At 64.4% G+C, this 23,118-nt stretch carries 22 protein-coding genes; 12 read left to right on the forward strand and 10 right to left on the reverse strand.

All coding sequences use genetic code 11. The annotated features are described in order from the left end of the window. Window positions 1-8 precede the first annotated feature (8 nt). From AC24YW_RS07135 to AC24YW_RS07150, 4 genes are all read right to left on the reverse strand, one after another. Window positions 9-623 carry a TadE/TadG family type IV pilus assembly protein gene (locus AC24YW_RS07135; protein WP_487482062.1) on the reverse strand — a complete coding sequence of 205 codons (615 nt, stop codon included), beginning with the start codon at window positions 621-623 and terminating at the stop codon, window positions 9-11. Window positions 624-646: 23 nt separating this feature from the next. Continuing rightward, window positions 647-1,228 (reverse strand): TadE/TadG family type IV pilus assembly protein, encoded by a 582-nt coding sequence (locus tag AC24YW_RS07140; protein WP_487482063.1) that lies wholly within the window; start codon window positions 1,226-1,228, stop codon window positions 647-649. A gap of 200 nt (window positions 1,229-1,428) precedes the next feature. Continuing rightward, entirely contained in the window at window positions 1,429-1,926 is a 498-nt protein-coding gene (locus AC24YW_RS07145; protein WP_197960574.1) for a pilus assembly protein N-terminal domain-containing protein, read from the reverse strand. Window positions 1,927-2,174: 248 nt separating this feature from the next. Beyond that, a complete protein-coding gene (locus AC24YW_RS07150) occupies window positions 2,175-3,002 on the reverse strand; it encodes a sterol desaturase family protein (RefSeq protein WP_487482064.1) in 828 nt (275 codons plus the stop codon). A gap of 271 nt (window positions 3,003-3,273) precedes the next feature. On the opposite strand from AC24YW_RS07150, the gene AC24YW_RS07155 reads away from it, so the two are divergent. The 10 genes from AC24YW_RS07155 (at window position 3,274) to AC24YW_RS07200 (ending at window position 12,206) form a co-directional block, all read left to right on the forward strand. Then, entirely contained in the window at window positions 3,274-3,438 is a 165-nt protein-coding gene (locus tag AC24YW_RS07155) for a Flp family type IVb pilin (RefSeq protein ID WP_487482065.1), read from the forward strand. A gap of 79 nt (window positions 3,439-3,517) precedes the next feature. Next, a complete protein-coding gene (locus tag AC24YW_RS07160) occupies window positions 3,518-3,658 on the forward strand; it encodes a hypothetical protein (protein WP_487482607.1) in 141 nt (46 codons plus the stop codon). Window positions 3,659-3,777: 119 nt separating this feature from the next. After that, window positions 3,778-4,302 carry an A24 family peptidase gene (locus tag AC24YW_RS07165; RefSeq protein ID WP_487482066.1) on the forward strand — a complete coding sequence of 175 codons (525 nt, stop codon included), beginning with the start codon at window positions 3,778-3,780 and terminating at the stop codon, window positions 4,300-4,302. Window positions 4,303-4,432: 130 nt separating this feature from the next. Beyond that, entirely contained in the window at window positions 4,433-5,230 is a 798-nt protein-coding gene (cpaB, locus tag AC24YW_RS07170; protein ID WP_487482067.1) for a Flp pilus assembly protein CpaB, read from the forward strand. After that, window positions 5,227-6,717, forward strand: a complete 1,491-nt coding sequence (locus AC24YW_RS07175) for a type II and III secretion system protein family protein (RefSeq protein ID WP_487482068.1) — start codon at window positions 5,227-5,229, stop codon at window positions 6,715-6,717. Before cpaB ends, AC24YW_RS07175 begins: the two co-directional genes overlap by 4 nt. Window positions 6,718-6,737: 20 nt before the next feature. Then, window positions 6,738-7,472, forward strand: a complete 735-nt coding sequence (locus AC24YW_RS07180) for a CpaD family pilus assembly protein (protein ID WP_487482069.1) — start codon at window positions 6,738-6,740, stop codon at window positions 7,470-7,472. Beyond that, a complete protein-coding gene (locus tag AC24YW_RS07185; RefSeq protein WP_487482070.1) occupies window positions 7,469-8,737 on the forward strand; it encodes a CpaE/TadZ family protein in 1,269 nt (422 codons plus the stop codon). Before AC24YW_RS07180 ends, AC24YW_RS07185 begins: the two co-directional genes overlap by 4 nt. A 21-nt stretch (window positions 8,738-8,758) precedes the next feature. Further along, window positions 8,759-10,228, forward strand: a complete 1,470-nt coding sequence (locus AC24YW_RS07190) for a TadA family conjugal transfer-associated ATPase (RefSeq protein WP_487482071.1) — start codon at window positions 8,759-8,761, stop codon at window positions 10,226-10,228. A gap of 16 nt (window positions 10,229-10,244) precedes the next feature. Next, complete coding sequence (locus AC24YW_RS07195) at window positions 10,245-11,222, forward strand: type II secretion system F family protein (RefSeq protein WP_487482072.1); 978 nt, start codon at window positions 10,245-10,247, stop codon at window positions 11,220-11,222. A 9-nt stretch (window positions 11,223-11,231) separates the two neighbouring features. Beyond that, complete coding sequence (locus AC24YW_RS07200) at window positions 11,232-12,206, forward strand: type II secretion system F family protein (protein WP_487482073.1); 975 nt, start codon at window positions 11,232-11,234, stop codon at window positions 12,204-12,206. Between the two features lie 47 nt (window positions 12,207-12,253). On the opposite strand, the gene AC24YW_RS07205 is transcribed toward AC24YW_RS07200, so the two are convergent. Together AC24YW_RS07205 and AC24YW_RS07210 are read right to left on the reverse strand one after the other, a co-directional pair. Then, complete coding sequence (locus AC24YW_RS07205) at window positions 12,254-13,081, reverse strand: tetratricopeptide repeat protein (RefSeq protein WP_487482074.1); 828 nt, start codon at window positions 13,079-13,081, stop codon at window positions 12,254-12,256. A 100-nt stretch (window positions 13,082-13,181) separates the two neighbouring features. Beyond that, window positions 13,182-14,687, reverse strand: a complete 1,506-nt coding sequence (locus tag AC24YW_RS07210) for a metallophosphoesterase family protein (protein ID WP_487482075.1) — start codon at window positions 14,685-14,687, stop codon at window positions 13,182-13,184. 269 nt (window positions 14,688-14,956) lie between these two features. Between AC24YW_RS07210 and AC24YW_RS07215 the strand changes: the two genes are divergently transcribed. Then, window positions 14,957-16,330 carry a leucyl aminopeptidase family protein gene (locus tag AC24YW_RS07215; RefSeq protein WP_487482076.1) on the forward strand — a complete coding sequence of 458 codons (1,374 nt, stop codon included), beginning with the start codon at window positions 14,957-14,959 and terminating at the stop codon, window positions 16,328-16,330. After that, window positions 16,323-17,195, forward strand: coding sequence for a C40 family peptidase (locus AC24YW_RS07220; protein WP_487482077.1), 873 nt, complete (start codon window positions 16,323-16,325; stop codon window positions 17,193-17,195). Before AC24YW_RS07215 ends, AC24YW_RS07220 begins: the two co-directional genes overlap by 8 nt. Window positions 17,196-17,292: 97 nt before the next feature. Here the strand turns inward: AC24YW_RS07220 and AC24YW_RS07225 are convergent, their stop codons facing one another. From AC24YW_RS07225 to AC24YW_RS07240, 4 genes are read right to left on the reverse strand one after another with little or no spacing between them, the layout of a single operon-like run. Continuing rightward, window positions 17,293-18,930: an ABC transporter ATP-binding protein gene (locus AC24YW_RS07225; protein ID WP_487482078.1), complete on the reverse strand. Its 1,638-nt coding sequence runs from the start codon at window positions 18,928-18,930 to the stop codon at window positions 17,293-17,295. A gap of 4 nt (window positions 18,931-18,934) precedes the next feature. Then, a complete protein-coding gene (locus AC24YW_RS07230; protein WP_487482079.1) occupies window positions 18,935-20,113 on the reverse strand; it encodes an ABC transporter permease in 1,179 nt (392 codons plus the stop codon). Beyond that, window positions 20,113-21,222: a microcin C ABC transporter permease YejB gene (locus tag AC24YW_RS07235; protein WP_487482080.1), complete on the reverse strand. Its 1,110-nt coding sequence runs from the start codon at window positions 21,220-21,222 to the stop codon at window positions 20,113-20,115. The genes AC24YW_RS07230 and AC24YW_RS07235 overlap by 1 nt, the downstream gene beginning before the upstream one ends. 2 nt (window positions 21,223-21,224) lie before the next feature. Next, complete coding sequence (locus AC24YW_RS07240) at window positions 21,225-23,111, reverse strand: extracellular solute-binding protein (protein WP_487482081.1); 1,887 nt, start codon at window positions 23,109-23,111, stop codon at window positions 21,225-21,227. Between the last annotated feature and the right edge of the window lie 7 nt (window positions 23,112-23,118).

The raw sequence follows: 23,118 nt of genomic DNA on the forward strand, positions 1-23,118 counted from the left end.
GACAGATCTCAACACGTCGACGGCACGTTGTTGTAGGGCACGCAGGTGACCTGACGCGGCCGCGTGTAGGAGAGATCGCTCAGGGTCACGCTCGACTTCAACACGTAGCCGATGGTCGGCGTGTAGGTGTAGTTGGCTTCGCTCAGGATGAGATAGCTCGACGGAATCAAGAGTGCCGGGGGAATCATCGTGGTGACCGTGTCGCCGGCGTTCCGAGCCGAGGTCGCCAGCGTGGCTTGCGTCGCGCCGCTCGCAATCGTGCCGGCCTTGCTCCACTGGACCTTGGCGACGCTGTTGGCGTCGATGTAGATCTGGGAGATCGTGCCCTTCACGAGCGTAGCGTCGTAAGGCATGACGACGGAGATGCTTGCCGTGAACGTATCCTTCATGCCGGCATCGTTGAGCGAGGTCGATTGTGACGTAAGATCAGACAGCGTCCGCGCGATCAACGTGATTTTGCGGTCGATCGCCACGGCGGACGAGAATTCGACGGTGCCGAAGAACATCACCAGCATCAGCGGCACGATGACCGCGAATTCGGTCGCCGCCAGCGCGCGCTTGTCGGCGACGAAGCCGCGCACGGAGCAGCGTGCATTCCACCAGATGTTCGCAATTGCCCGCATTGATCCGCCCGGATTCATCTGCCTCAGAAGGGTTCGTTCTTGAACGCCACCGTCGCCACCATCAGCCGCTTGTTGCTGCAGCCCGCGTTGTAGCCCAGGCCGGTGACGATGAGCGGCCATTGATAAAACAGGCGCACCACGACGACCTGACCGGAGGTTCCGGCATTGTACTGCATGCCGGAGGGGCTGAAGGTGCAGGAATTGCCGAAGTTGGTGAGGTTGAGCGTCCCGAAGGAGCTGGTGCTGACGACGTCGACGTACAGCTTGCTGCAATCGAACAGCGCCGGGATCTTGGTGCAGACGAAGGTCTTGAACGTCGTCTGATCGCAGGCAACGACGGTGTTGGGCGCGCTCTGGCAGGCCGCCACCGAGCCGCCCTGTGCCTGAGCCTGGCCGGTCAGAATCGCGCGCGCCGAGTCCTGCGCGATGGTCTCGAGCACCTGACTGGAGAAGAACATGAGCGCCGTCTCGATGATCGCGAACAGCAGCGCGAAGAACATCGGTGCGACCAGCGCAAACTCGACGGCTGCGGAGCCGCGGCGGTTGCCGCGAAACCGGAGCAGCGCTTTCCTGAACGTGAACCTCGTAGGTGCAGGCGATGGCATCTCGTCAAATTTCCCAGCGGCCGGCGATGATCTGCCCGTTCAATAGCGGAAACTGATTGTCTAAGTGTTTCAGACGATCCGCCTCCGGCGGACCGCGCCGTATAGAATGCGTTAACCAAGCACGCCCGGCAGCACGGCATGCAAGGAGGTGCCGCTCTCGAATCGGGAGCGGCCTCGCGGGATCAAGACCCTCGGGTCGGCTAGTTCGGCTTGGCGGCCGCGCCGGCACCGCCGCTGGCGCTGCTGCTCAGCGTACCGGCCTGGCTCATCGCGTTGTTGAAATAGGCGTCGCTGTCGCCGAGCGTCACGCGGCGCTGGCAAAGCGGCACGCAGCTGTAGGACTCCCGCTCGACCCCGCGATAGACGGTGACGAGCCGGTCGCTCGGACCTTCGACCTGGATCTGGCGGTCCACCAGAATCTCGCCGCCGCGGTCGAGCGCGATGAAGTTGGTGGCCCCGTAGCCTTTTCCGGTGACGACGATCATGCCGCCGGGCTGGAGCGTGACGTCGGCGATCAGGGGATTGCCCACCACGATGGTCGCCACCTTGCCGGGCAGCCGCACCAGCTTGGCCTGATCGACATTGACGGCGATGGTATCGGCGGCGGGCTCGGCGAGGCCGGCGGCTGGCGATGCCAGCACCGCGGCGGCAACCAGAACACAGACGCGCACATGACGGCGCAGCATTTCTTTACGCATACTCTTACCCCCGGGACGTCACAAACCGGCAGAAGCGACCGAATACAGCGGAGCCGGTACCCGACCCGGCTAACCTGCCTTTAATTCGTGAACGTTCCGCAAACTCGCCGCGTATTGTTTGAACGGACGGACGTTTGCGGGCCCGCCCCCTAGAGCGTGATGAGTTGGATGAATCGTCATCGCGCTTTAGGTTGTTGTTTTGCGCATGATATTGCCGGAAAACGGCTCCGCACCTTCCGGATCACACTTCAGTGCCGGAACGGATAGGCGAGCTGGCCCCCGATCTCCTTGGGCATGGCCGCTTCGTCTTTGCCGTAATCCTGCGGCAGCTTGCCCTCCGGCATGCGGAAGGTGCCGAACAGCACGTCCCAGATCGGGAACGTTCCGGCGAAATTGGTGTCGCCGCCCTCTGCCAGCGAGGTGTGGTGCCAACGGTGGAATACCGGGGTCGCCAGCACGTATTTGAACGGTCCGAAGGTCCAGTTCAGGTTGGCGTGCACGAAGGCCGAGTGGAAGGTGGTGAACGGGCCGACCCAGACCATGACGTTCGGAGAGATGCCTGCCATCAGCAGCACGACGTCGACGCTGATCGTGCCGAGCAAGAGATTGACCGGATGGAAGCGCGCCGCGGAGATCCAGCCGATCTCCTCCGACGAATGATGGACGGCGTGATATTTCCAGAAGCCGCCGTCGTGGAATAGCCGGTGCAGCCAGTACAGCATGAAATCGGACAGCACCAGGAACAGCAGGGCCTGCAGCCACAGCGGCAATTGCGCCAGCGGACCGTGGCCATTGTCGTAGAAGGCGATGAGCTCGTCGGCGTCGTGAATGTTGAAGACGACGCTAGCGCCGACGACCAGCAGCCCGATCCGCATGGTGCGGGCGAACACCGGGACGAAGAACCAGTAGCAGATGTCGGTGACGATCTCCCGCTTGCGCCACCACGGCGCGCCGGGATTGCAGGCCCAGAAATGCTCCAGCACGGTGAACACGGACGCGAGCACCAGGGTGACCGGGATCACCTTCACGATGGTCTCGCCGAGCATCAAGGCGACTTGCATGGGCAGGCTCGACATCGTCGCCTCTCTCCGCGAATTCCGCTGTTGCCTAAGGCCTACTCCGCGAAATTTAAGGGAGGGTGAAGCACGCGTCGCGTTGACAACGCATCCGGAACCGAAGCGAATTTGCGGGCGCGGTCTTAAGGCGAAATTCACTCTGGGCAAAAGCATCGCGCCGGGCGTGGGTTTACCCGATCGAATTAACTCTCCCGAAAGAGCTCGGCTCTCATGGTCGTCGCGTCAACGACAGCGCCGAACGAGGCGGTCCCCACCAGACGGAGTTTTGTTCATGAAGAACTTGATTGCGCGTTTCGCGAAGGATGAATCCGGCGCCACCGCCATTGAATACGGCCTGATCGCCGCCGGCATCGCGCTGGCCATCATCACCGTCGTCAACAATCTCGGCACCACGCTGAACACCAAGTTCAGCTCGATCAGCACCTCGCTGAAGTAAGCGGGTCCCCACGAACGACGGCAAAAGCCCCGGACCTCCGGGGCGTTTGTTTTTCTGAAGACGGCGAGTTCCAGTGGCGTTGCACGAGTTCAGAACCGATGCCGCGGTCGCGGCCCGCGAGGCGGAAGCGGCGCAGGCCGGCTCGCCGGCCTATTGGATCTGCCTTGCGCTGCTGGTTGCGACGATCGCGCTCGCCGCACGCATTGCCAGCTTCTGGTGAAGGCGGGTTCGACGGCGGAGGCCCCCGCGCGCATGCCGCCGTTGTCGGTTTGTTTAGCATCGCGCGCTAGCATCGCCCGAAGCAGCTCCCGCGACAAACCCAGGCCCAAGACGCAGCCCATGATTCTCGACCTTGCGCGCCTTCTGCTCTTCCCGGCCCTGATGGCGTTCGCCGCCGCGAGCGATCTCTTCACCATGACGATCTCGAACCGCGTGTCGCTGGCGCTGGTGGCGGGTTTCTTCGCGCTCGCCCTTGCCGGTGGCATGGCACCTGACGCGATGCTGAGCCATGTCGGCGCCGGCGCGCTCGTTCTGGTCGTGGCCTTCGCCTGCTTCGCCATGGGCTGGGTGGGCGGCGGCGACGCCAAGGTCGCAGCCTCCGTCGCGCTCTGGTTCGGCTTCCCACATCTGATGAACTTCCTGCTCTACGCCTCGCTGTTCGGCGGCGCGCTGACGCTGCTCCTGCTCCAGTTCCGGCAATGGCCGCTGCCTTACGGGCTGGCAGGACAGGCCTGGCTCGCACGGCTGCACGCCAAGGAGAGCGGGATTCCCTACGGCATCGCGCTCGGGCTGAGCGCGCTGATGGTCTACCCGGAGACCGAATGGGTGAAGGCGATCGACCTCGCTCACCTCGCACTGCGCTGAACGCCCCCGGGTAAACCCGGCGTTAAGGCGATTTAGATACGCCTCATTAACCATGCTTTGACGAATAGCTGGTCAACTGCCGATCACGGCGGCGGCAGCGTCGCGGCGTATTGTTGGAAAGTTGAAGCGTATGAATAGGGCACGCATTGTCGTCCTGACGGTCGCCATCTGCGCCGGCGGCGTCGCCGCGTACCTGGCGAGCGGCTCCGACAATTCTGCGCCGCCTCCGGTTCCGGTCGCGCAACTGCCCACCGTCGACGTCCTCGTGGCCAAGAACGACATCGGCCTCGGCGAGACCGTGAAGCCCGAAGATGTGCAATGGCAGACCTGGCCGACCGCGACCGCCAGCGCCACCTTCATCCGACGCAACGAGCGCCCCGACGGCGCGACCCAGGTGACCGGCTCGATCGCGCGCGCGCCCTTCATTCAGGGTGAGCCGATCCGCGACCAGAAGCTGGTCAAGGCCGAAGGCTCCGGCTTCATGGCGGCAATCCTGCCCACCGGCATGCGGGCGATCTCGACCGAGATCTCGCCGGAGACCGGCGCAGGCGGCTTCATCCTGCCCAACGACCGCGTCGACGTCCTGCTGACGCGCCGGCTCAAGAACCCGGACCAGAGCAGCGGCGCTCCCGACATCGTCACCTCCGAGATCATCCTCGCCAACATCCGGGTCCTGGCCATCGACCAGGCGCCCAAGGAGAAGGACGGGCAGAACGCGGTGATCGGCAAGACCGTCACCCTCGAGCTCAATCCCGCGCAGACCGCAACGCTCTCGGCGGCGCGGCAGAGCGGCACGTTGTCGCTGGCGCTGCGCAGCATCGTCGACGTCAAGATGAGTGAGATCACGCTCGATGACTCCGCGCAGAAGCGCGAGGGTGTCTCGATCATTCGCTACGGCATTCCAAGTCAGACGGCTAAGGCACGATGAAGACAGTCGACATCAAATACAGGGCGGATTCGGCGACGATGCGGACCTCACTGGTCCGCGCCCTGTCGTTTTCGGCCGCCCTTGCGCTGGCTCTCAACCCGGCGATCGCCCCGGCGGTCGCAGCCGATTACCGCCCCGTGCCGCAGACCGCGGCCGACGGCCAGATCAACGCACGTTTCCTCTCGCTCGGCATCGGCAAGTCGGTCGTGATCGACCTGCCGCGCGACATCAAGGACGTGCTGGTCGCCGATCCCAAGATCGCCAATGCGGTGGTCCGCTCCGCACAGCGCGCCTATATCATCGGCGCCGCGGTCGGCCAGACCAACATCGTGTTCTTCGATTCCGCCGGGCAGCAGATTGCGGCCTATGACATCGCGGTGAAGCGCGACCTCAACGGCGTGCGGGCCGCGCTGAAGCAGGTCCTGCCCAATGCGGACATCCAGATCGACGGCCTCGGCGACGGCGTCGTCCTGACCGGCACGGCTGCCAATCCGCTGGAGGCGCAGCAGGCCAACGATCTCGCCGCGCGCCTGGCCGGCGGCGCCGACAAGGTTGTGAACTCGATCGTGGTGCGCGGCCGCGACCAGATCATGCTCAAGGTGACCGTGGCCGAGGTCCAGCGCACCATCGTCAAGCAGCTCGGCATCGACCTCTCCGCCAACCTCAATTACGGCACCTCGGTGGTGAGTTTCACCAATTCGAACCCGTTCACCGCGCTCGGCAAGAACCTCGTGGACGGCAACAACCTGACCACGAAGTTCGGCGCCACCCCGTCGGTGCAGGCCACGCTGCGCGCGATGGAAACCGCCGGCGTGATCCGCACGCTGGCCGAACCGAACCTGACCGCGATCTCCGGCGAATCGGCGACGTTCATCGCGGGCGGTGAATTCCCGGTTCCGGCAGGCTATGCGTGCGACCCCGTCACGCATGTCTGCACCACCCAGATCAGCTTCAAGAAGTTCGGCATCTCGCTCAACTTCACCCCCGTCGTGCTGAGCGAGGGCAAGATCAGCTTGCGGGTGATGACGGAAGTCTCGGAGCTGTCGAACGAGAATTCAATCACGCTGTCCCAGGCGGTGAGTTCGACCTCGGTGAACTCGCTGACGGTGCCCTCGATCAGGACCCGCCGCGCCGAGACCTCGCTGGAAATTCCTTCTGGTGGCGCGATGGCGATGGCCGGCCTGATTCAGCAGCAGACCAAGCAGGCGATCAACGGATTGCCGGGGCTGATGCAGCTGCCGATCCTGGGCACGCTGTTCCGCAGCCGCGACTTCGTCAACAACGCGACCGAGCTGGTCGTGATCGTGACGCCCTATGTCGTCCGCGCAGTGGCGCCGAAGGACCTGTCGCGGCCGGATGACGGCTTCGCTCCGCCTGCCGATCCGCAGGCCCAGCTGATCGGCAACATCAACCGGCTCTACGGCGTACCTGGACGGACCGAACCGGCCAAGAACTACCGCGGTACCTACGGCTTTATCACCGAGTGAGGCGGAACGGGGACTTCACGATGATCACAAGACCACCCCAGCTTCGCAAGCGCGCCGTCCGCCTCGGCGGCGCGCTCGTCGGCCTGACGCTCGCGCTCGGCGGCTGCCAGCACAACGAGGTCGTTACCGCCTCCATTCCCAACGACTACAAGCAGCGCCATCCGATCGCGATCGAAGAGCAGAACCGCTCGATCGTCGTCTTCGTCGGTCACGCCCGCGGCGGATTGACCGCCGCCCAACGCGCGGACGTGATGGGCGTCGCATCGACGTGGCTGCACGAAGGCACCGGCGCCATTCGCATCGACGTGCCGTCCGGCACGCCCAATGCGCGTCCGGTCGCGGACACCATGCGCGAGATCCAGGCCATGCTGGCAGGGGCAGGCGTTCCGCCGCGCGGCATCAATATTCGTCCCTACCAGCCCGAGGACAAGCGCTTCCTGCCGCCGATCCGGCTCACTTATTCCAAGATTGCCGCAGTCGCGGGTCCCTGTGGCCTGTGGCCTGACGACATCGGTCCCTCGATGAAGAACAAGAGCTGGTTCGAGAACAAGGACTATTACAATTACGGCTGCGCCTATCAGCGCAATATGGCGGCCATGGTCGACAATCCATCGGACCTCGAGCAGCCGCGGCCCGAGACACCGTCCTACACGATACGACGCACTGCCGCCTTCGAGAAGTATCGCAAGGGAATGCCGACGGGAGTCGCCTATCCCGACGCCGACAAGGCCAAACTCAGCGACACAGGCAAATGATCAGCTACGCGCGCCAGACACACGAAGAGCAGCCGGCAGCAGCTCCTCCGCCGATCGAGGAGCATATTGCGCCCTCGCCGCGCGTCTCGGTCCAGGCCTTCTGCGAAACCGTGGAGACGGCCGCCGCGGTGCAGTCGGCCGGCGAGGATCGCCGTCTCGGCAAGGCTCACCTGAAGATCCAGATGGGCGGCATGGCGGCCGCGATCGAAGCCTACCGCTCGGCTCCCACGCCGAACGTGATCGTGCTGGAGAGCGACGGTCGCAACGACCTCTTGGGCGGGCTCGACCAGCTCGCCACCGTCTGCGATGCCGGCACCCGCGTGGTGGTGATCGGCCGCATCAACGACGTCACGCTCTATCGCGAGCTGGTGCGCCGCGGCGTCAGCGATTACGTGCTCGCGCCGGTCGGCGCGATCGACGTCGTGCGCTCGATCTGCAACCTGTTCTCGGCGCCCGAAGCCAAGGCCGTCGGCCGCATCATCGCCGTGGTAGGCGCCAAGGGCGGGGTCGGGGCTTCGACCATCTCGCACAACGTCGCCTGGGCGATCGCGCGCGACCTCGCGATGGATGCGGTCGTTGCCGATCTCGACCTCGCCTTCGGCACCGCCGGCCTCGACTACAACCAGGATCCGCCGCAGGGCATTGCCGACGCGGTGTTCTCGCCCGACCGCGTCGACACCGCCTTCATCGACCGTCTGCTGTCGAAGTGCACCGACCATCTCAGCCTGTTGGCGGCCCCTGCGACGCTCGACCGGGTCTATGATTTCGGCACGGACGCTTTCGACGCCGTGTTCGACACGCTGCGCTCCACCATGCCCTGCATCGTGCTCGACGTTCCGCATCAATGGTCGGGCTGGACCAAGCGCGCCTTGATCGGAGCGGACGACATCCTGATCGTGGCCGCCCCGGACCTCGCCAATCTGCGCAACACCAAGAACCTGTTCGATCTGCTGAAGGCCGCCCGTCCCAACGACCGGCCGCCGCTCTACTGCCTGAACCAGGTCGGCGTGCCGAAACGACCCGAAATCGCCGCCGCGGAGTTCGCCAAGGCGATCGAGAGCCAGCCGGTCGTCTCGATCCCGTTCGAGCCGCAGATCTTCGGCTCGGCGGCCAACAACGGCCAGATGATTGCGGAGATCTCCGCCAACCACCGGTCGATCGAGATGTTCCTGCAGATCGCGCAGCGCCTGACCGGCCGCAGCGAGACCAAGAAGCAAAAGTCATCCCTGCTTTCACCTCTGATTGAGAAGTTGCGGGGAAGATAAGCCGCCGCATGGAGTTGTTAAGTGTTCGGTAAGCGTAGCGGAACAGACACCGACCTTCGGGCGCCCAGGCCCGGCGCCGTGTCGCTCGAGCCTGCCCCGGCTCAGGCGCCGACGGTGTCGCGCGCTCCGCCTCCGCCGGCCGTCGCCTCGCCCCCGCTTGCGCCCGCCAAGGCTCCTCCGCCTCCGGCCATGGAGAGCCGGCGTTCGGACAATTATTACGAGGTCAAGGCGACCATCTTCGGGGCGCTGATCGAGGCCATCGACCTCGCCCAGCTCGCCAAGCTCGATTCGGAGTCCGCGCGCGAGGAAATCCGCGACATCGTCAACGAGATCATCGCGATCAAGAACATCGTGATGTCGATCGCCGAGCAGGAAGAGCTGCTCGACGACATCTGCAACGACGTCCTCGGCTACGGCCCGCTCGAACCATTGCTGTCGCGCGACGACATCGCCGACATCATGGTCAATGGCGCCAACACGGTCTTCATCGAAGTCAATGGCAAGATCCAGAAGACCGGTATTCGCTTCCGCGACAACCAGCAGCTTCTCAATATCTGCCAGCGCATCGTCAGCCAGGTCGGCCGGCGCGTCGACGAATCCTCGCCGATCTGCGACGCGCGCCTCGCCGACGGCTCCCGCGTCAACGCCATCGTGCCGCCGCTGTCGATCGACGGCCCTGCGCTCACCATCCGCAAATTCAAGAAAGACAAGCTGACGCTGGATCAGCTCGTCAAGTTCGGCGCGATCACGCCGGAAGGCGCCGATATCCTCCAGATCATCGGCCGCGTCCGCTGCAACGTGCTGATTTCCGGCGGTACGGGCTCAGGCAAGACCACCCTGCTCAACTGCCTTACCAACTACATCGAGCACGACGAGCGCGTCATCACCTGCGAGGACGCCGCAGAGCTCCAGCTGCAGCAGCCCCACGTGGTGCGGCTGGAAACCCGCCCGCCCAACATCGAAGGCGAGGGCCAAGTCACGATGCGCGAACTGGTGCGCAACTGCCTGCGCATGCGCCCCGAACGCATCATCGTCGGCGAGGTCCGCGGACCCGAAGCCTTCGATCTGCTGCAGGCCATGAACACCGGCCATGACGGCTCGATGGGCACGCTGCACGCCAACAACCCGCGCGAGGCGCTGTCGCGTTGCGAATCCATGATCACGATGGGCGGCTTTTCTCTTCCGTCGCGAACAATTCGCGAGATGATCTGCGCCTCGATCGACGTCATCATCCAGGCCGCGCGCCTGCGCGACGGTTCCCGCCGCATCACCCACATCACCGAGGTGATGGGCATGGAAGGCGACACCATCATCACCCAGGACATCTTCCTCTACGACATGGTCGGGGAGGACGCCAACGGCAAGATCATCGGCCGGCACCGCTCGACCGGCATCGGCCGTCCGAAGTTCTGGGAACGCGCCCGCTATTACGGCGAAGAGAAGCGCCTCGCTGCGGCGCTCGACGCGGCGGAAGTCGCGCCGAAGACGTGAGCAGGACAGCAGAACCATGAACATCCAGGTCCTCGCCCTCGCCTTCCTCGCCACCGCAGCGGTCGGTGGCATTGCCTGGGTCTTTCTCTATCCATTGCTGTCCGGTGAGCGAAAGGCGGAAAGCCGCCGCGCCTCGGTCGCGCGCGCCGAAGCGCCCACGGCCCGGCAGGCCGAGAAGACCCAGCGCTCGCGCCGCGAGCAGGTCGAGTCCACGCTCAAGGATCTCGAGGCGCGGCGCGCCCAGGAGAAGAGCGCTCCGCTCAGCGTCCGCCTGTCGCAGGCCGGGCTCGACTGGACGCCGCAGAAATTCTGGATCGTGTCCGCCGTCGTGGCAGGCGTATTTTTCGCGGGCGCCCTGTTCGCGGGCGGCGGCCTGATCGGCGCCGCCGGTCTCGCCTTTGCCGCCGGCTTCGGCCTGCCGCGCTGGGCACTCGGCTTCCTGAAGAAGCGCCGGGAAAACCAATTCCTGAAGGCACTCCCCGACGCCGTCGACGTCATCGTCCGCGGCATCAAGGCAGGCCTGCCGCTGTTCGAATCGATCAAGGTCGTGGCCGCCGATGCGCCCGAGCCGCTGCGCAGCGAGTTTCTGGCCATCATCGAGACGCAGGCGATCGGCATGCCGCTCGGCGAGGCCTGCGCGCGGCTCTACGACCGCATGCCGCTGCCGGAAGCCAATTTCTTCGGCATCGTGGTTTCGATCCAGCAGAAATCGGGCGGCAACCTCTCCGAAGCACTCGGTAACCTGTCCAAGGTGCTGCGCGACCGCAAGAAGATGAAGGAGAAAATCCAGGCGATGTCGATGGAAGCCAAGGCCTCGGCCGGCATCATCGGATCGCTGCCGCCGATCGTGATGTTCCTGGTCTATCTCACGACGCCCCAATACATCTCGGTGCTTTGGACTCACCCCACCGGCCAGCTGATGCTGGTCGGCTGCGTCGTTTGGATGTCGATCGGCATCCTGGTGATGAAGAAGATGATCAACTTCGATTTCTGACGGTGTCGCATGGTCGAATTCCTCGTCTCGAAACTGCACGACGTCCGTTTCATGACCATGCTGCTCGCGGCCATCGCCGCGAGTGCCACCGTCTATACGCTGGTGATGCCGTTGTTCGCCGGCGAGGGCCTCTCCAAGCGCATGAAGGCGGTGGCGAGCGAGCGTGAGCGCATCCGGCAGCGCGAGCGAGAACGTCTCAACAAGAGCGAGAAGGTTTCGCTGCGCCAAACACCGAAGCAACTCGTCTCCAAGGTGGTCGACGACTTCAACCTGACCAAATGGCTCGCGCAGGAAGCTGCGCGGGACAAGCTCATCATGGCAGGTTACCGCGGCCAGGCGCCCTATATCACCTTCCTGTTTGCCCGCTTGGTCACCCCGATCGTGTTCTTGATCGGCTCGGCCCTCTACGTGTTCGTGATCGGAAACATGCAACAGGCACTGCCGATCAAGATCGGCATCTGCCTCGGCGCCGCCTATCTCGGCCTCCAGGCGCCCATGCTGTTCCTCAGGAATGCGATCTCCAAGCGCCAGCTCTCCATCAAGCGCGCGTTTCCCGACGCGCTCGATTTGCTCCTGATCTGCATCGAATCCGGCATGTCGGTCGAGATGGCATTCCGGAAAGTTGCGATCGAAATCGTGGGCCAGTCGATCGCGCTGTCGGAAGAGTTCACCCTGACCACGGCCGAGCTGTCCTATTTGCAGGATCGCAAGGTCGCCTATGAGAACCTGGCGCGGCGCACCGGACTCGAAGGCGTCAAGTCGGTGTGTCTGGCGCTGCAACAGGCGGAACGTTACGGCACTCCGCTCGGCCATTCCTTGCGCGTCATGGCGCAGGAGAATCGCGACATGCGCATGAACGAGGCTGAGAAGAAGGCGGCCGCTCTGCCGCCGAAGCTCACGGTGCCGATGATCCTGTTCTTCCTGCCGGTGCTGTTCGTGGTCATTCTCGGACCCACCGCCATCAAGGTCACCGAGATGCAATGAGCCGGGCTGGACCATACGGTCCGCCACCAGGCCATGACGTCGGATGATCAGCCGGGCTCGCTCAGCGAAGCGACCGGCGTCCGTTTCGGCGCGCCGCGCGGGGCGTCGCTGCGGCTCAGCATCTCCTTGAGATAGGCGACATTGGCCGCAGCCTGGTCCGGCGGCAGGTCCGCCCTGACGATGGACTCCGCCTCCGCGAAGCGGCCCTGGAGACCGACCACCAGGCCGAGGTTCTGCCGGACTCGGGCGCTGGCACGCGGTGAGGCATGGGCCTGCCGCAGCGCCTCTTCCGCCTTCGGCAGCTCTTTCGAGAGCATGTAGGACAGGCCGAGGTTGGAGAGCACGCCGGGATCACCCGGTGCGATCTTCAGCGCGCTCGCGTAGTAGGATCGCGCCTCCTCATGACGACCCATTTGGTCAAGCGCGGTGCCCTGCACCGAGAGCAGGCGCCAGTCCGGATTGTCGGGCGAATGCGCCTTCGACAGCACGTCGAAGGCCTGCTGGAAATTGCCGTTGTCGGCGAGTGCGCGGCCGTACTGGGCAAGCAGCGCCTTGTTGCCGGGGTTGGCGATGGTCGCCTGCTCGAGCACGGCGGCGGCCTGGGCGCGCTGGCCGTTGGCGCGCAAGGCCTGTCCATAGGCGAGCGCGGCGTTGGCATCGCGAGGATTGGCGCGGTAGCGCTCGCCATAGGCTTCGACCGCACGCGCCGGATCGGTGGGCGCGCGATCGGCGGAGGCCGCGTCCGCCCCGGGGCCGACCGAGCCCGTCACCTCCGAGAGTTTCGACATGGCCGTGCAGCCGCCGAGGCCCATCGCCACCGTCGCGACCAGCGACGTGGAAGCAAGTAGCCGGGTAAGCCTGATCCGTTGACGCATGACGCTTTGACTCTCGCGGCTGCTCGATCGAGCCGAACGATGTCAGCAATAGAATGTTAACCCTAACGGCCGGTTAACGGCGCTATCCGACGTCTTCCTCTCACGCCGGCGGCGGTTGCGGCGGCGCTTTTCCGCCGAGACCGAGATCGAGGCCGAGCGCCTTCACCTGCTGGTCCAGGTCCCGCAGCATTTGCAGTCGCTGCCGACCCCGCCGCTGAACGTCGACACCGTCGCAAGGCGATCGCGGCACCTGACGCAGGAAGTCGCTACAATTGATCAGGCCTCTCCCGTAGAGCTCATCAAGCTGAGCGCGATCGATGCCGAGCACGTCAGCGGATTGCTCGATCAATCGGCCGAGCAGGGTTTTCACCGCGGCGAGCGCGTCGCTGTCGAATCCCGGCCGGCATCTCGCGGACTTACGCTCGAGCTCCGCCCAGGCATGGGCCGAGACCATGTAGGTGTAGAGCGCGTTCGCCCAGTTCGGCCCCGCCTCATCGTAAAAGCTGCCACGCGTGAACAGCCGGCGGACGATCGCCGCGACCTGGTCGCGTTTCAGCGCGCGGCACGAGGCGGCCTCGATCGCCGACTGGACGGCCGGATCGCGGGAAAAGTCCCGCCCCGCCGGCAGCCTGATGAGGCCGCCCGGCAGGTTGGAATCGAGCGGCCTGAACACCGCATCGTTGCGCAGCCTCGTATAGCGGGTGATCGCGAAGCGGTGCTCCGTGCGGCCGGCATCGAACGCGGGGCCGAAATGGACGAGGTTGAAGCCGGCATCGTCGCCGCCTTGCCCGGTCGAGGACGGACAGGAGAGCACGTAGATCGTGCGCCAGAACGTCTCGCCGCTCTCGCTCGACGTCGCACGCGGATCGGGGATCGAATAGCGGGTCAGCCCCTCGACATGGCGATGACCGTGCAGAACCAGATCGACGTTGAGCGAGGTGGCGGCCTCGAGGAAGGTCGCGGGTGCGGCGAGATACATCAGCGGCTCATCCGGCATGCCTAGAAAGCGCTTTCCTTCGCCGGTCGCCTGCGGCAGCGGGTGATGGTGCAGGGCCAGCACACGCACCAGATTCTCCGCCGGCTCGGCGTAGTCGGCGCGCCCGGTCGAACCGATGCTCCCCGCGAGCTCGGCGCTCAGCCGGGCGGAATCTGCGACCATCGCTTTGTAAGCGCTCTCGTCGATCTTGCCGCTCGCGAGCGCCTTCAGGCTGGCGCGATTGGAATCGAGCAGCACCAGGTCGAGGCCGGCCTGACGGTAATAGACGCTCTTGGCGGTCCGCGGCAGGTGCAGGTAATCGTAGGCGTCGTGGCGGCCCGCACGTTGGCTCGGCCGCTTGACGTCGCGGTTGCCGGCCACGGCCTGGATATCGGTGAACAGCCCGGTCTGGCGGAAGGATGCGATGACGGCGAGCGCCTCGTCGAGCGCGCGCGGCGTCGGGTCGTCCACCAGATCGCCCGTGATCAGCAGGATGCGATCGGGAACATTCGTGGCACCCGCCATCTTCTCGCAAACTGCGGCCCTGAGCGTCTCGATGGCGGGAAGCAGCCGGCCCGACCCGTCCAGATGCAGGTCGGAAATCTGCGCAACAATGAACGATCTATCCATTTTGCGCCGCTCATCCGCATATGCTGCGCCGCCCAAACAACGAGAAAATGCTTCGACGAACAGATTCAGCCGCATCGACCCAACCTGGGCACCGACCGCGTGCCGGGTGTCTGCGTTCGGGTCGTCCAGCGTATCGAATCGCATGCGCACCTTGCGGCGCGTAGCGGCTCGCTGAACGGTGACGGCAAAGCCGATTGCAGCGGCGGCCAAACTCTGCGAAGTCTCGTCCGTTCGCATGCTCCGCCTGAACTGACGATCCGGACCCGCCAATGCCTTCTGTCTTCGAGACGTCATCCACCGCCACCCCGATCACCTTCGTCACCAAATCGAGCTGGGATCAGGTCACCGAAACGCTGCCGCCGGAGCAACGCCAGTTCGCGCGTGCCAGCGCTTTCGCCGCCAAGCCGGGCAGCCATCTGGCGCTGCCCGCAACCGACGGCACCATTGCGCAGGTGCTGTTCGGGCTCGAAGAGGAGGGTGCAAGATCGCGCGACCTGTTTCGGCCCGGCGCCCTGCCCGGGCTTTTGCCGCCCGGTACCTATCGCTTTGCCAATGCACCGCACGATGCGCGGCTGGCCGCGCTCGCCTTCGCACTTGGATGCTACCGCTTCGCCCGCTACCGCAAAGCTGACCGGCCCGAGGTCCGGCTGGTGCCGCCTGACGGCGTCGACCCGGCCGAGATCGAGCGGATTGCCGATGCGGCAATGCTCGCGCGCGACCTCATCAACACGCCGTCCAACGACATGGGTCCCTCGGAGCTCGCCGCAGCCGCGCAAGCGCTCGCCGCCGAGTTCGGCGCGAGCTACGCCTGCACCATCGGCGAAGAGCTGGCGAAGAACTTTCCGCTGATCCACGCCGTCGGCATGGCCTCCACCCGCGCGCCGCGGCTGATCGACATCGTCTGGGGCGATCCTGGTCATCCCAAGGTGACGCTGGTCGGCAAGGGCGTCTGTTTCGACACCGGCGGGCTCGACCTGAAGCCGTCGAGCGGCATGCTGATCATGAAGAAGGACATGGGCGGCGCAGCCAACGTGCTGGCGCTGGCGCGCATGGTGATGGATGCGAAGCTGAAGGTGCGGCTGCGCGTGCTGATTCCGGCGGTAGAGAACGCCGTCGCCGGCAATGCCTTCCGCCCGCTCGATATTTTCACCTCGCGCAAAGGGATCACCGTCGAGATCGGCAACACCGACGCCGAAGGCCGCCTCGTGCTCGCCGACGCGCTGGCGCTGGCCGACGAGGAGACGCCCGATCTGCTGATCGACCTTGGCACGTTGACCGGCGCAGCCCGCGTCGCTCTGGGGCCGGATCTGCCGCCCTTCTATACCAATGATGAGACGCTGGCTGCCGACGTCGCGCGCTGCGCGATGAGGGAGAACGATCCGTTGTGGCGCATGCCGCTGTGGCCGCCTTACGATTCCTGGCTGGACTCCAAGACCGCCACCATCACCAATGCACCCTCGGGCAGTTTCGCCGGCTCGATCACCTGCGCCCTGTTCCTGCAACGCTTCGTCGAGCACGCCAGGAGCTGGCTCCATGTCGACATCTTCGGCTGGACGCCGTCGGCGAAGCCGGCGCGGCCCGAGGGCGGCGAGTGCCAGGCCGCACGCGCCATCTACGCACTGCTGAGCGAACGCTATGCCTAGCAAAATCCACATTTCAAGTTTTGACCCACGGGTCACACCGTCACGCGGCGATATCGCAGCAAGCTATCTGATCGGCAAGGTGCAGGCCGACCGCTTCGTCGAGGGCGAGATCTGCGAAGTCACTGAAACGATCATTCCGCTGCGGCGTGCGCCGGCTGCAGATGCCGAACTGATGACGCAAGCTCTGAGAGGTGAGCGCGTCACAATCTACGACCGCAACGGGGAAGGCTGGGCGTGGGGCGAACTCAACACCGATGGTTACGTCGGCTGGCTACCTGATGCCTTCCTTGCGAGAGAATATACCGCACCAAATTACAAGGTGACAGCAATCAGAACTCTCGCCTTTCCCGGCCCATCAATCAAGCTACCGCCCTCAGCTTCGTTGGTCATGGGCTCTTGGGTCGAGATCACACGCGAGTACGGCTCCTTCGCCATCACGCACGATGCTCTATACCTGCCGAAGCAGCACCTCGTAGACCTGCACGACTATGAGCCCGATTTCGTTGCAATTGCCGAACGCTTCGTCGGAACGCCTTATCTCTGGGGCGGCAAGAGCAGCCTCGGTATCGATTGCTCCGGCCTCGTCCAGGTGTCCCTGGAAGCCGCTGGCACCGGCTGCCCGCGCGACAGCGACATGCAGCTCGCCGGCCTTGGCCGCGCGCTGGAGCCGCATGAATGGAGCAGCTTGCAGCGCGGCGATCTGATCTTCTGGAAAGGTCATGTCGCCATTGTGCGCGATGCCACCACCATGGTTCACGCCAATGCGCATCACATGGCAACCGTGATCGAGCCGATCGGGCCGGCGATCGCGCGGATCAAGGCGGCTGGCAGCGAGGTCGTCGCGATCAAGCGGCTGTCGAAGTGACTTTGTAGGATGGGTAGAGCGCAGCGAAACCCATCGCTGCACGGCGGCGTCGTTAGCGTGATGGGTTTCGCTGCGCTCTACCCATCCTACTGAAGAATTACGTCGCCACCGCTCCGTTCCCCGCCGTCTCCAACCGGAACGCCGCCGCGAACAGCGCGCGGGTGTAGTCGGTCTTCGGGTTCTTGAACAATTCCGCCGCCTGACCTTCCTCGACAACCTTGCCGCCGCGCATCACGATGAGGTGGCTGGCGAGCGAGGCGACGACACGCAAATCGTGCGAGATGAACATGTAGGTCAGCTCGCGCTTGCGCTGGAGATCGCGCAACAGATCGACCATTTGCGCCTGGAACAGCATGTCGAGCGCGCTGGTCGGCTCGTCCAGTACGACGAAATCAGGCTCCAGCACGATCGCGCGCGCGATCGAGATGCGCTGACGCTGGCCGCCGGAGAATTCGTGCGGATAGCGGAAGCGCGTCTCCGGATTGAGTCCGACATCCTCGAGTGCCTTGACGACGCGCGCCTCGCGTTCCTCGCGCGAGAGCGTCGGCTGATGCACGGACAGGCCCTCGGCGATGATGTCGGCGACCGACATGCGCGGTGAGAGCGAGCCGAACGGATCCTGAAACACGATCTGCATGTCGCGCCGGAAGGGACGCATCTCCTTGAAGCGCAGCCCCTGGATGTCGTTGCCTAAGAACACGATGCGCCCGTTCGAGGAGATCAGCCGCAGCAGCGCCAGCCCCAGCGTCGTCTTGCCCGAGCCGGATTCGCCGACGACGCCCAGCGTCTCGCCCTTGCGTACGGCGACGCTGACGCCGTCGACCGCCTTGATGTGGCCAACCGTCTTGCGCATCAGGCCGCGCTTGATCGGGAACCAGACCTTGAGATCATTGGCTGACATCACCACCGGCGCATTCGGTTGCGGCGGCGCCGGATCCGGCTTGGGCTCCGCCGCGAGCAGGTCGCGCGTATAGGGATGTTTCGGGGTCTTGAAGACCTGCTCGACCGGCCCCTGCTCGACGATCACGCCGCCCTTCATGACGCAAACGGTCTCGGCGATCCGGCGCACGATGCCGAGATCGTGGGTGATGAAGAGCAGGCTCATGCCGAGCCGCGAGCGGATCTCGGCGAGCAGCGCCAGGATCTGGGCCTGCACGGTGACGTCGAGCGCCGTGGTCGGCTCGTCCGCGATCAGGAGGTCGGGCTCGTTGGCGAGCGCCATCGCGATCATCACGCGCTGACGCTGGCCGCCGGAGAGCTGGTGCGGATAGCTGTTCAGCCGCGTCTCTGGATCGGGGATGCCGACCTGGGTCAAGAGCTCCAGTGTCCGCTTGCGCGCCTGCGCATTGCTGGTTGGATTGTGCAGCTGGATGATCTCGCCGATCTGCGCCTCGATCGTGTGCAGCGGATTGAGCGAGGTCATCGGCTCCTGGAAGATGATTGAGATGTCGCTGCCCCTGATCTCCCGCATCTGCTGCTCGGATCGGTCGATCAACTCCTGTCCCTTGAAGCGGATGCTGCCCGAGGGATGGGAGGCGTTCGGATAGGGCAGCAGCTTCAGGATCGAGAGCGCGCTGACCGACTTGCCGGAGCCGGATTCGCCGACCAGCGCGACGCATTCGCCGCGCTTGATCTGGAACGAGACCTTGTCGACCGCAAGCGTGGTGGCGCCGCCCTGGTGAAAGGCCACCGAGAGGTCGCGAACGGCGAGCAGGGGCTGGTTGATCGCATCCATGGCCTTACCTGAACGTCTTGCGCGGGTCGAAGGCATCGCGCACGGCTTCGCCGATGAAGATCAATAGCGACAGCATGATCGCGACCGAGAAGAAGCCGGAGAAACCAAGCCACGGCGCCTGCACATTGGCCTTGGCCTGCGAGAGCAATTCGCCGAGCGAGGGCGATCCCGGCGGCAGGCCGAAGCCGAGGAAATCGAGCGCCGTCAGCGTCATCACTGACGAGGAGACGATGAAGGGCAGGAAGGTCATGGTCGCGACCATCGCGTTAGGCAGCAGGTGGCGGAACATGATCAGAGGATTGGAGACGCCGAGCGCACGTGCCGCCTGGACGTATTCGAAATTGCGCCCGCGCAGGAATTCGGCCCGCACGAGGCCAACCAGCGAGACCCAGGAGAATAGCAACAAGATGCCGAGCAGCACGAAGAAGCCCGGCACCAGCACCGAGGACAAGATCAGGAGAAGATACAGCGATGGAATCGCGGTCCAGATCTCGATGAAACGCTGGAAGATCAGATCGACCCAACCGCCGAAGTAGCCCTGCACTGCACCCGCCGCGATGCCGATGACCGACGACACGATGGTGAGGCAGAGACCGAACAGCACCGAGATGCGGAAGCCGTAGATCAGTCGCGCCACCACGTCGCGCCCCTGATCGTCGGTGCCGAGCCAGTTGTATTCGAGATCGCGGCAGCTCTTCAGTCCCTTCTTCTCCACCACCGGCTTGCACTGCTTCTCCGTCAGCATCCAGGTCGGCGGCGACGGCGCCGGCGTCGGCAGGTCGAGATTGTGGGTATCGTAGGAGTAACGGATCAGCGGCCAGACGATGCTGCCACCCTTGTCCTTGATCAGCTTCTGCAAGTAGGGGTCGCGGTAGTCGGCCGCCGTCTCGAAATCGCCGCCGAAGGTCGTCTCCGAATAGGTGACGAAGGCCGGCCAATAGAGACGACCATCGAACTTGATCAGGAAGGGCCGATCGTTTGCAATCAGCTCGGCGAACAGCGAAATCACGAACAGGCCGATGAATATCCAGAACGACCAGTAGCCGCGGCGGTTGGCCTTGAAGTTCTGCCACCGCCGCTTGTTGAGCGGTGAAGGCACGAAGGGCTTGCGCGTGATCGGAACGGCATCGCCGAGCGGCGACTTCGCTGTTGTCTCGATCGGCGTCGGCGCGGTGATCGTCATCAGACCTCCCGTGCCTCGAAATCGATCCGGGGGTCGATCCACATATAGGTCAGGTCGGAGATCAGGTTGATCACGAGTCCGACCAGCGAGAAGATGTAAAGCGTGCCGAACACCACGGGATAATCGCGGTTGAGCACGCTCTCGAAGCTGAGCAGCCCGAGCCCGTCCAGCGAGAAGATGGTCTCGATCAGAAGCGAGCCGGAAAAGAAGGCGTGGATGAATGTCCCGGGAAAACCTGCGATCACGATCAGCATGGCGTTGCGGAAGACGTGGCCGTAGAGCACCCGGTTCTCGCTGCAGCCCTTGGCACGCGCGGTCATGACGTACTGCTTGCGAATCTCGTCCAGGAACGAGTTCTTGGTCAGGAACGTCATCGTGGTGAAGGCACCTAGCCCCATGGCGATCAGCGGCAGCGTCAGGTGCCAGAAATAATCGACGATCTTCCAGTACCAGGGAAACTGCGACCAGCCGTCCGAGGTCAGTCCGCGCAGCGGGAACCAGTTGAAGAAGGAGCCGCCGGCAAACAGGATGATCAGCAGGATCGCGAACAGGAAGCCGGGGATGGCATAGCCCAGCACGAGCACCGTCGAGGTCCAGGTGTCGAACCGCGCCCCGTCATTCACGGCCTTACGAATGCCGAGGGGGATCGAGATCAGATAGGTCAAAAGTGTCAGCCAGAGGCCCAGCGAGATCGAGACCGGCAGCTTTTCCTTGATGAGCTGCAGAACGCTGACGTCGCGAAAATAGCTCTTGCCGAAATCGAAGCGGGCGAAGTTCCACACCATCAGCAGGAAGCGTTCCGGCGCCGGCTTGTCGAAGCCGAACTGCACCTCCAGCTTCTTGATGAAATCGGGGTCGAGGCCCTGCGCGCCGCGATATTTCGAGTTGACGGCATCGCCGCCGGCACCGACCTGCCCGGGAGCGCGCTGCGCAAAATCGCCGCCGCCCGATATGCGCGAGGTACCGCCGGTGTCGGCGCCCGAGAGCTGCGCGATCACGCGCTCGACCGGACCGCCCGGCGCGAACTGCACGACGACGAAGGAGACGAAGAGTATCCCGAGCAGGGTCGGGATCATCAGCAAGAGGCGGCGGGCGATATAGGCGCTCATGGCTATTTTGCCTGCTCGAGCTTGGCCGCCTTGGCGGGCTCATACCACCAGATGTCGGGCGCGCCGACGCCGTTGGCATAACGCGGCAACCTCGGTGGATGGCCGAACTGGTCCCAATAGGCCAGCCGATGCGTCTTGTTGTACCATTGCGGTACCCAGTAGCGGCCGGCGCGGAACAGCCGATCGAAGGCGCGGCAGGCGACGGTCAGCTCTTCGCGGCTGTCGGCCGCCATGATCTTCTCGATCATGGCGTCGATCGCCGGACTGGCGACGCCAGCGAGATTGTACGAGCCCTTGGTGTTCGCGACCTGCGAGGAGAAGAACGCCCGCATGGCATCGCCCGGCGTCGCCGACATGCTGAAGCGCTGGATGGTCATGTCGTAATCGAAATCTTCCTGCCGGGCCTTGTGCTGTACGGCATCGACGAGGCGCACGCTCGCTTCGATGCCGAGTGTCGCGAGATTCTTGATGTAAGGCGCGTGGTGCGGCTGGAACGAGGGCTCATCCAGCAGGAACTCGATCTTGAACACCTCCCCGTTCGGCAGCACCCGCTTGCCGTCCTTGATGGGTACGCCGGCGTCGGTCAGCAATTGCTGCGCCTTGCGGAGCAGGCTTCGATCCTGACCGGAGCCGTCGGAGGTCGGCGGCATGAACGGCGCCGCAAACACCTCGTCGGGAACCTGGCCGCGAAACGGCTCCAGCAGTTTCAGCTCTTCTGGCGAAGGCGGCGCGTTGGCCGCCATGAGGTCCGAGTTCTGGAACGGCGACACCGTACGGGCATAGGCGCCGTACATGATGGTCTTGTTGGTCCATTCGAAATCGAAAGCGTTGATCAGGGCCTCGCGCACGCGTGGGTCTTTGAATTTGTCGCGCCGCGTATTGATGAACCAGCCCTGCGCGCCGGACGGCGTATCGTCGGGCACGACCTCCATCTTGACCCGGCCATCCTTCACCGCGGGGAAGTCATAGCGCGTGGCCCAGATACGCGAGGTGAACTCCTCGCGATAGAGATAGCTCTTGCCGGTAAAGCCCTCGAAGGCGACATCGCGGTCGCGATAGAATTCGTAGCGGACGACATCGAAATTGTAGCTGCCGCGGCAGGGCGGCAGATCGGCGGCCCACCAGTTCTTCACACGTTCGAACTCGATGTAACGATTGACCTCGAACCTGCCGACCTTGTACGGACCCGAGCCGAGCGGAATGTCCAGAGACGATTCATCGAACGGGCGGGAGGCGTAGTACGCCTTCGAGAAGATCGGCAGGCTGGCGACATAGAGCGGCACGTCGCGCGCGCGTCCCTTGGCGAAGGTGACGACGAGCGTCGCATCGTCGAGGGCTTCCGCACTGACCATGTCGCGCATCTGCACGATGATCAGCGGATGCCCCTTGGTCTTCAGCGTCGTCAGCGAAAAAGCCGCATCGTGGGCAGTGAGCCTGGTCCCGTCGTGGAATTTCGCCTCGGGCCGCATCGTGAAGCGGTAGACCAGCTTGTCCGGCGATATCTGCACGGATTTGGCTGCCAGCCCGTACATTGCGTCGGGCTCGTCGGCTGCCCGGACCATCAGCGGCGAGAACGTCATGTCCATGCCTTGTGCGCCGTCGCCTTTCAGGATGAAGGCGTTGAGCGAGTTGAAGGTCTGGTAGGACTGGTTATACGACCTCGTCGATGGGATGAGCGAGAACGTGCCGCCTTTCGGCGCGTCGACATTGACGTAATCGAAATGACGGAAGCCGGCGGGATATTTGAGATCGCCGAATGCCGACATGCCGTGCGCCTCGGTCGCCGCTTCCGATGCCCGCGCGCCGCGCAGCAGCGGCGTGCCGAGTGACGCTCCGAGGGCGCCGCCAACACCCAAGACCAGCACATGGCGGCGTGACATCTGCGTCATGCGGGGA

It is taken from the genome of Bradyrhizobium sp. USDA3516 (assembly GCF_057651995.1).

Excerpts from the sequence above, each read along its gene's own strand:
- AC24YW_RS07200 (WP_487482073.1), top strand. The coding sequence starts at position 11,232 with ATGGTCGAATTCCTCGTCTCGAAACTGCACGACGTCCGTTTCATGACC.
- AC24YW_RS07135 (WP_487482062.1), bottom strand. The coding sequence starts at position 623 with ATGCGGGCAATTGCGAACATCTGGTGGAATGCACGCTGCTCCGTGCGC.
- AC24YW_RS07235 (WP_487482080.1), bottom strand. The coding sequence starts at position 21,222 with ATGAGCGCCTATATCGCCCGCCGCCTCTTGCTGATGATCCCGACCCTG.
- AC24YW_RS07225 (WP_487482078.1), bottom strand. The coding sequence starts at position 18,930 with ATGGATGCGATCAACCAGCCCCTGCTCGCCGTTCGCGACCTCTCGGTG.
- AC24YW_RS07185 (WP_487482070.1), top strand. The coding sequence starts at position 7,469 with ATGATCAGCTACGCGCGCCAGACACACGAAGAGCAGCCGGCAGCAGCT.
- AC24YW_RS07175 (WP_487482068.1), top strand. The coding sequence starts at position 5,227 with ATGAAGACAGTCGACATCAAATACAGGGCGGATTCGGCGACGATGCGG.
- AC24YW_RS07215 (WP_487482076.1), top strand. The coding sequence starts at position 14,957 with ATGCCTTCTGTCTTCGAGACGTCATCCACCGCCACCCCGATCACCTTC.
- cpaB (WP_487482067.1), top strand. The coding sequence starts at position 4,433 with ATGAATAGGGCACGCATTGTCGTCCTGACGGTCGCCATCTGCGCCGGC.
- AC24YW_RS07155 (WP_487482065.1), top strand. The coding sequence starts at position 3,274 with ATGAAGAACTTGATTGCGCGTTTCGCGAAGGATGAATCCGGCGCCACC.
- AC24YW_RS07150 (WP_487482064.1), bottom strand. The coding sequence starts at position 3,002 with ATGTCGAGCCTGCCCATGCAAGTCGCCTTGATGCTCGGCGAGACCATC.
- AC24YW_RS07220 (WP_487482077.1), top strand. The coding sequence starts at position 16,323 with ATGCCTAGCAAAATCCACATTTCAAGTTTTGACCCACGGGTCACACCG.
- AC24YW_RS07145 (WP_197960574.1), bottom strand. The coding sequence starts at position 1,926 with ATGCGTAAAGAAATGCTGCGCCGTCATGTGCGCGTCTGTGTTCTGGTT.
- AC24YW_RS07230 (WP_487482079.1), bottom strand. The coding sequence starts at position 20,113 with ATGACGATCACCGCGCCGACGCCGATCGAGACAACAGCGAAGTCGCCG.
- AC24YW_RS07210 (WP_487482075.1), bottom strand. The coding sequence starts at position 14,687 with ATGGATAGATCGTTCATTGTTGCGCAGATTTCCGACCTGCATCTGGAC.
- AC24YW_RS07140 (WP_487482063.1), bottom strand. The coding sequence starts at position 1,228 with ATGCCATCGCCTGCACCTACGAGGTTCACGTTCAGGAAAGCGCTGCTC.
- AC24YW_RS07195 (WP_487482072.1), top strand. The coding sequence starts at position 10,245 with ATGAACATCCAGGTCCTCGCCCTCGCCTTCCTCGCCACCGCAGCGGTC.
- AC24YW_RS07205 (WP_487482074.1), bottom strand. The coding sequence starts at position 13,081 with ATGCGTCAACGGATCAGGCTTACCCGGCTACTTGCTTCCACGTCGCTG.
- AC24YW_RS07240 (WP_487482081.1), bottom strand. The coding sequence starts at position 23,111 with ATGACGCAGATGTCACGCCGCCATGTGCTGGTCTTGGGTGTTGGCGGC.
- AC24YW_RS07180 (WP_487482069.1), top strand. The coding sequence starts at position 6,738 with ATGATCACAAGACCACCCCAGCTTCGCAAGCGCGCCGTCCGCCTCGGC.
- AC24YW_RS07165 (WP_487482066.1), top strand. The coding sequence starts at position 3,778 with ATGATTCTCGACCTTGCGCGCCTTCTGCTCTTCCCGGCCCTGATGGCG.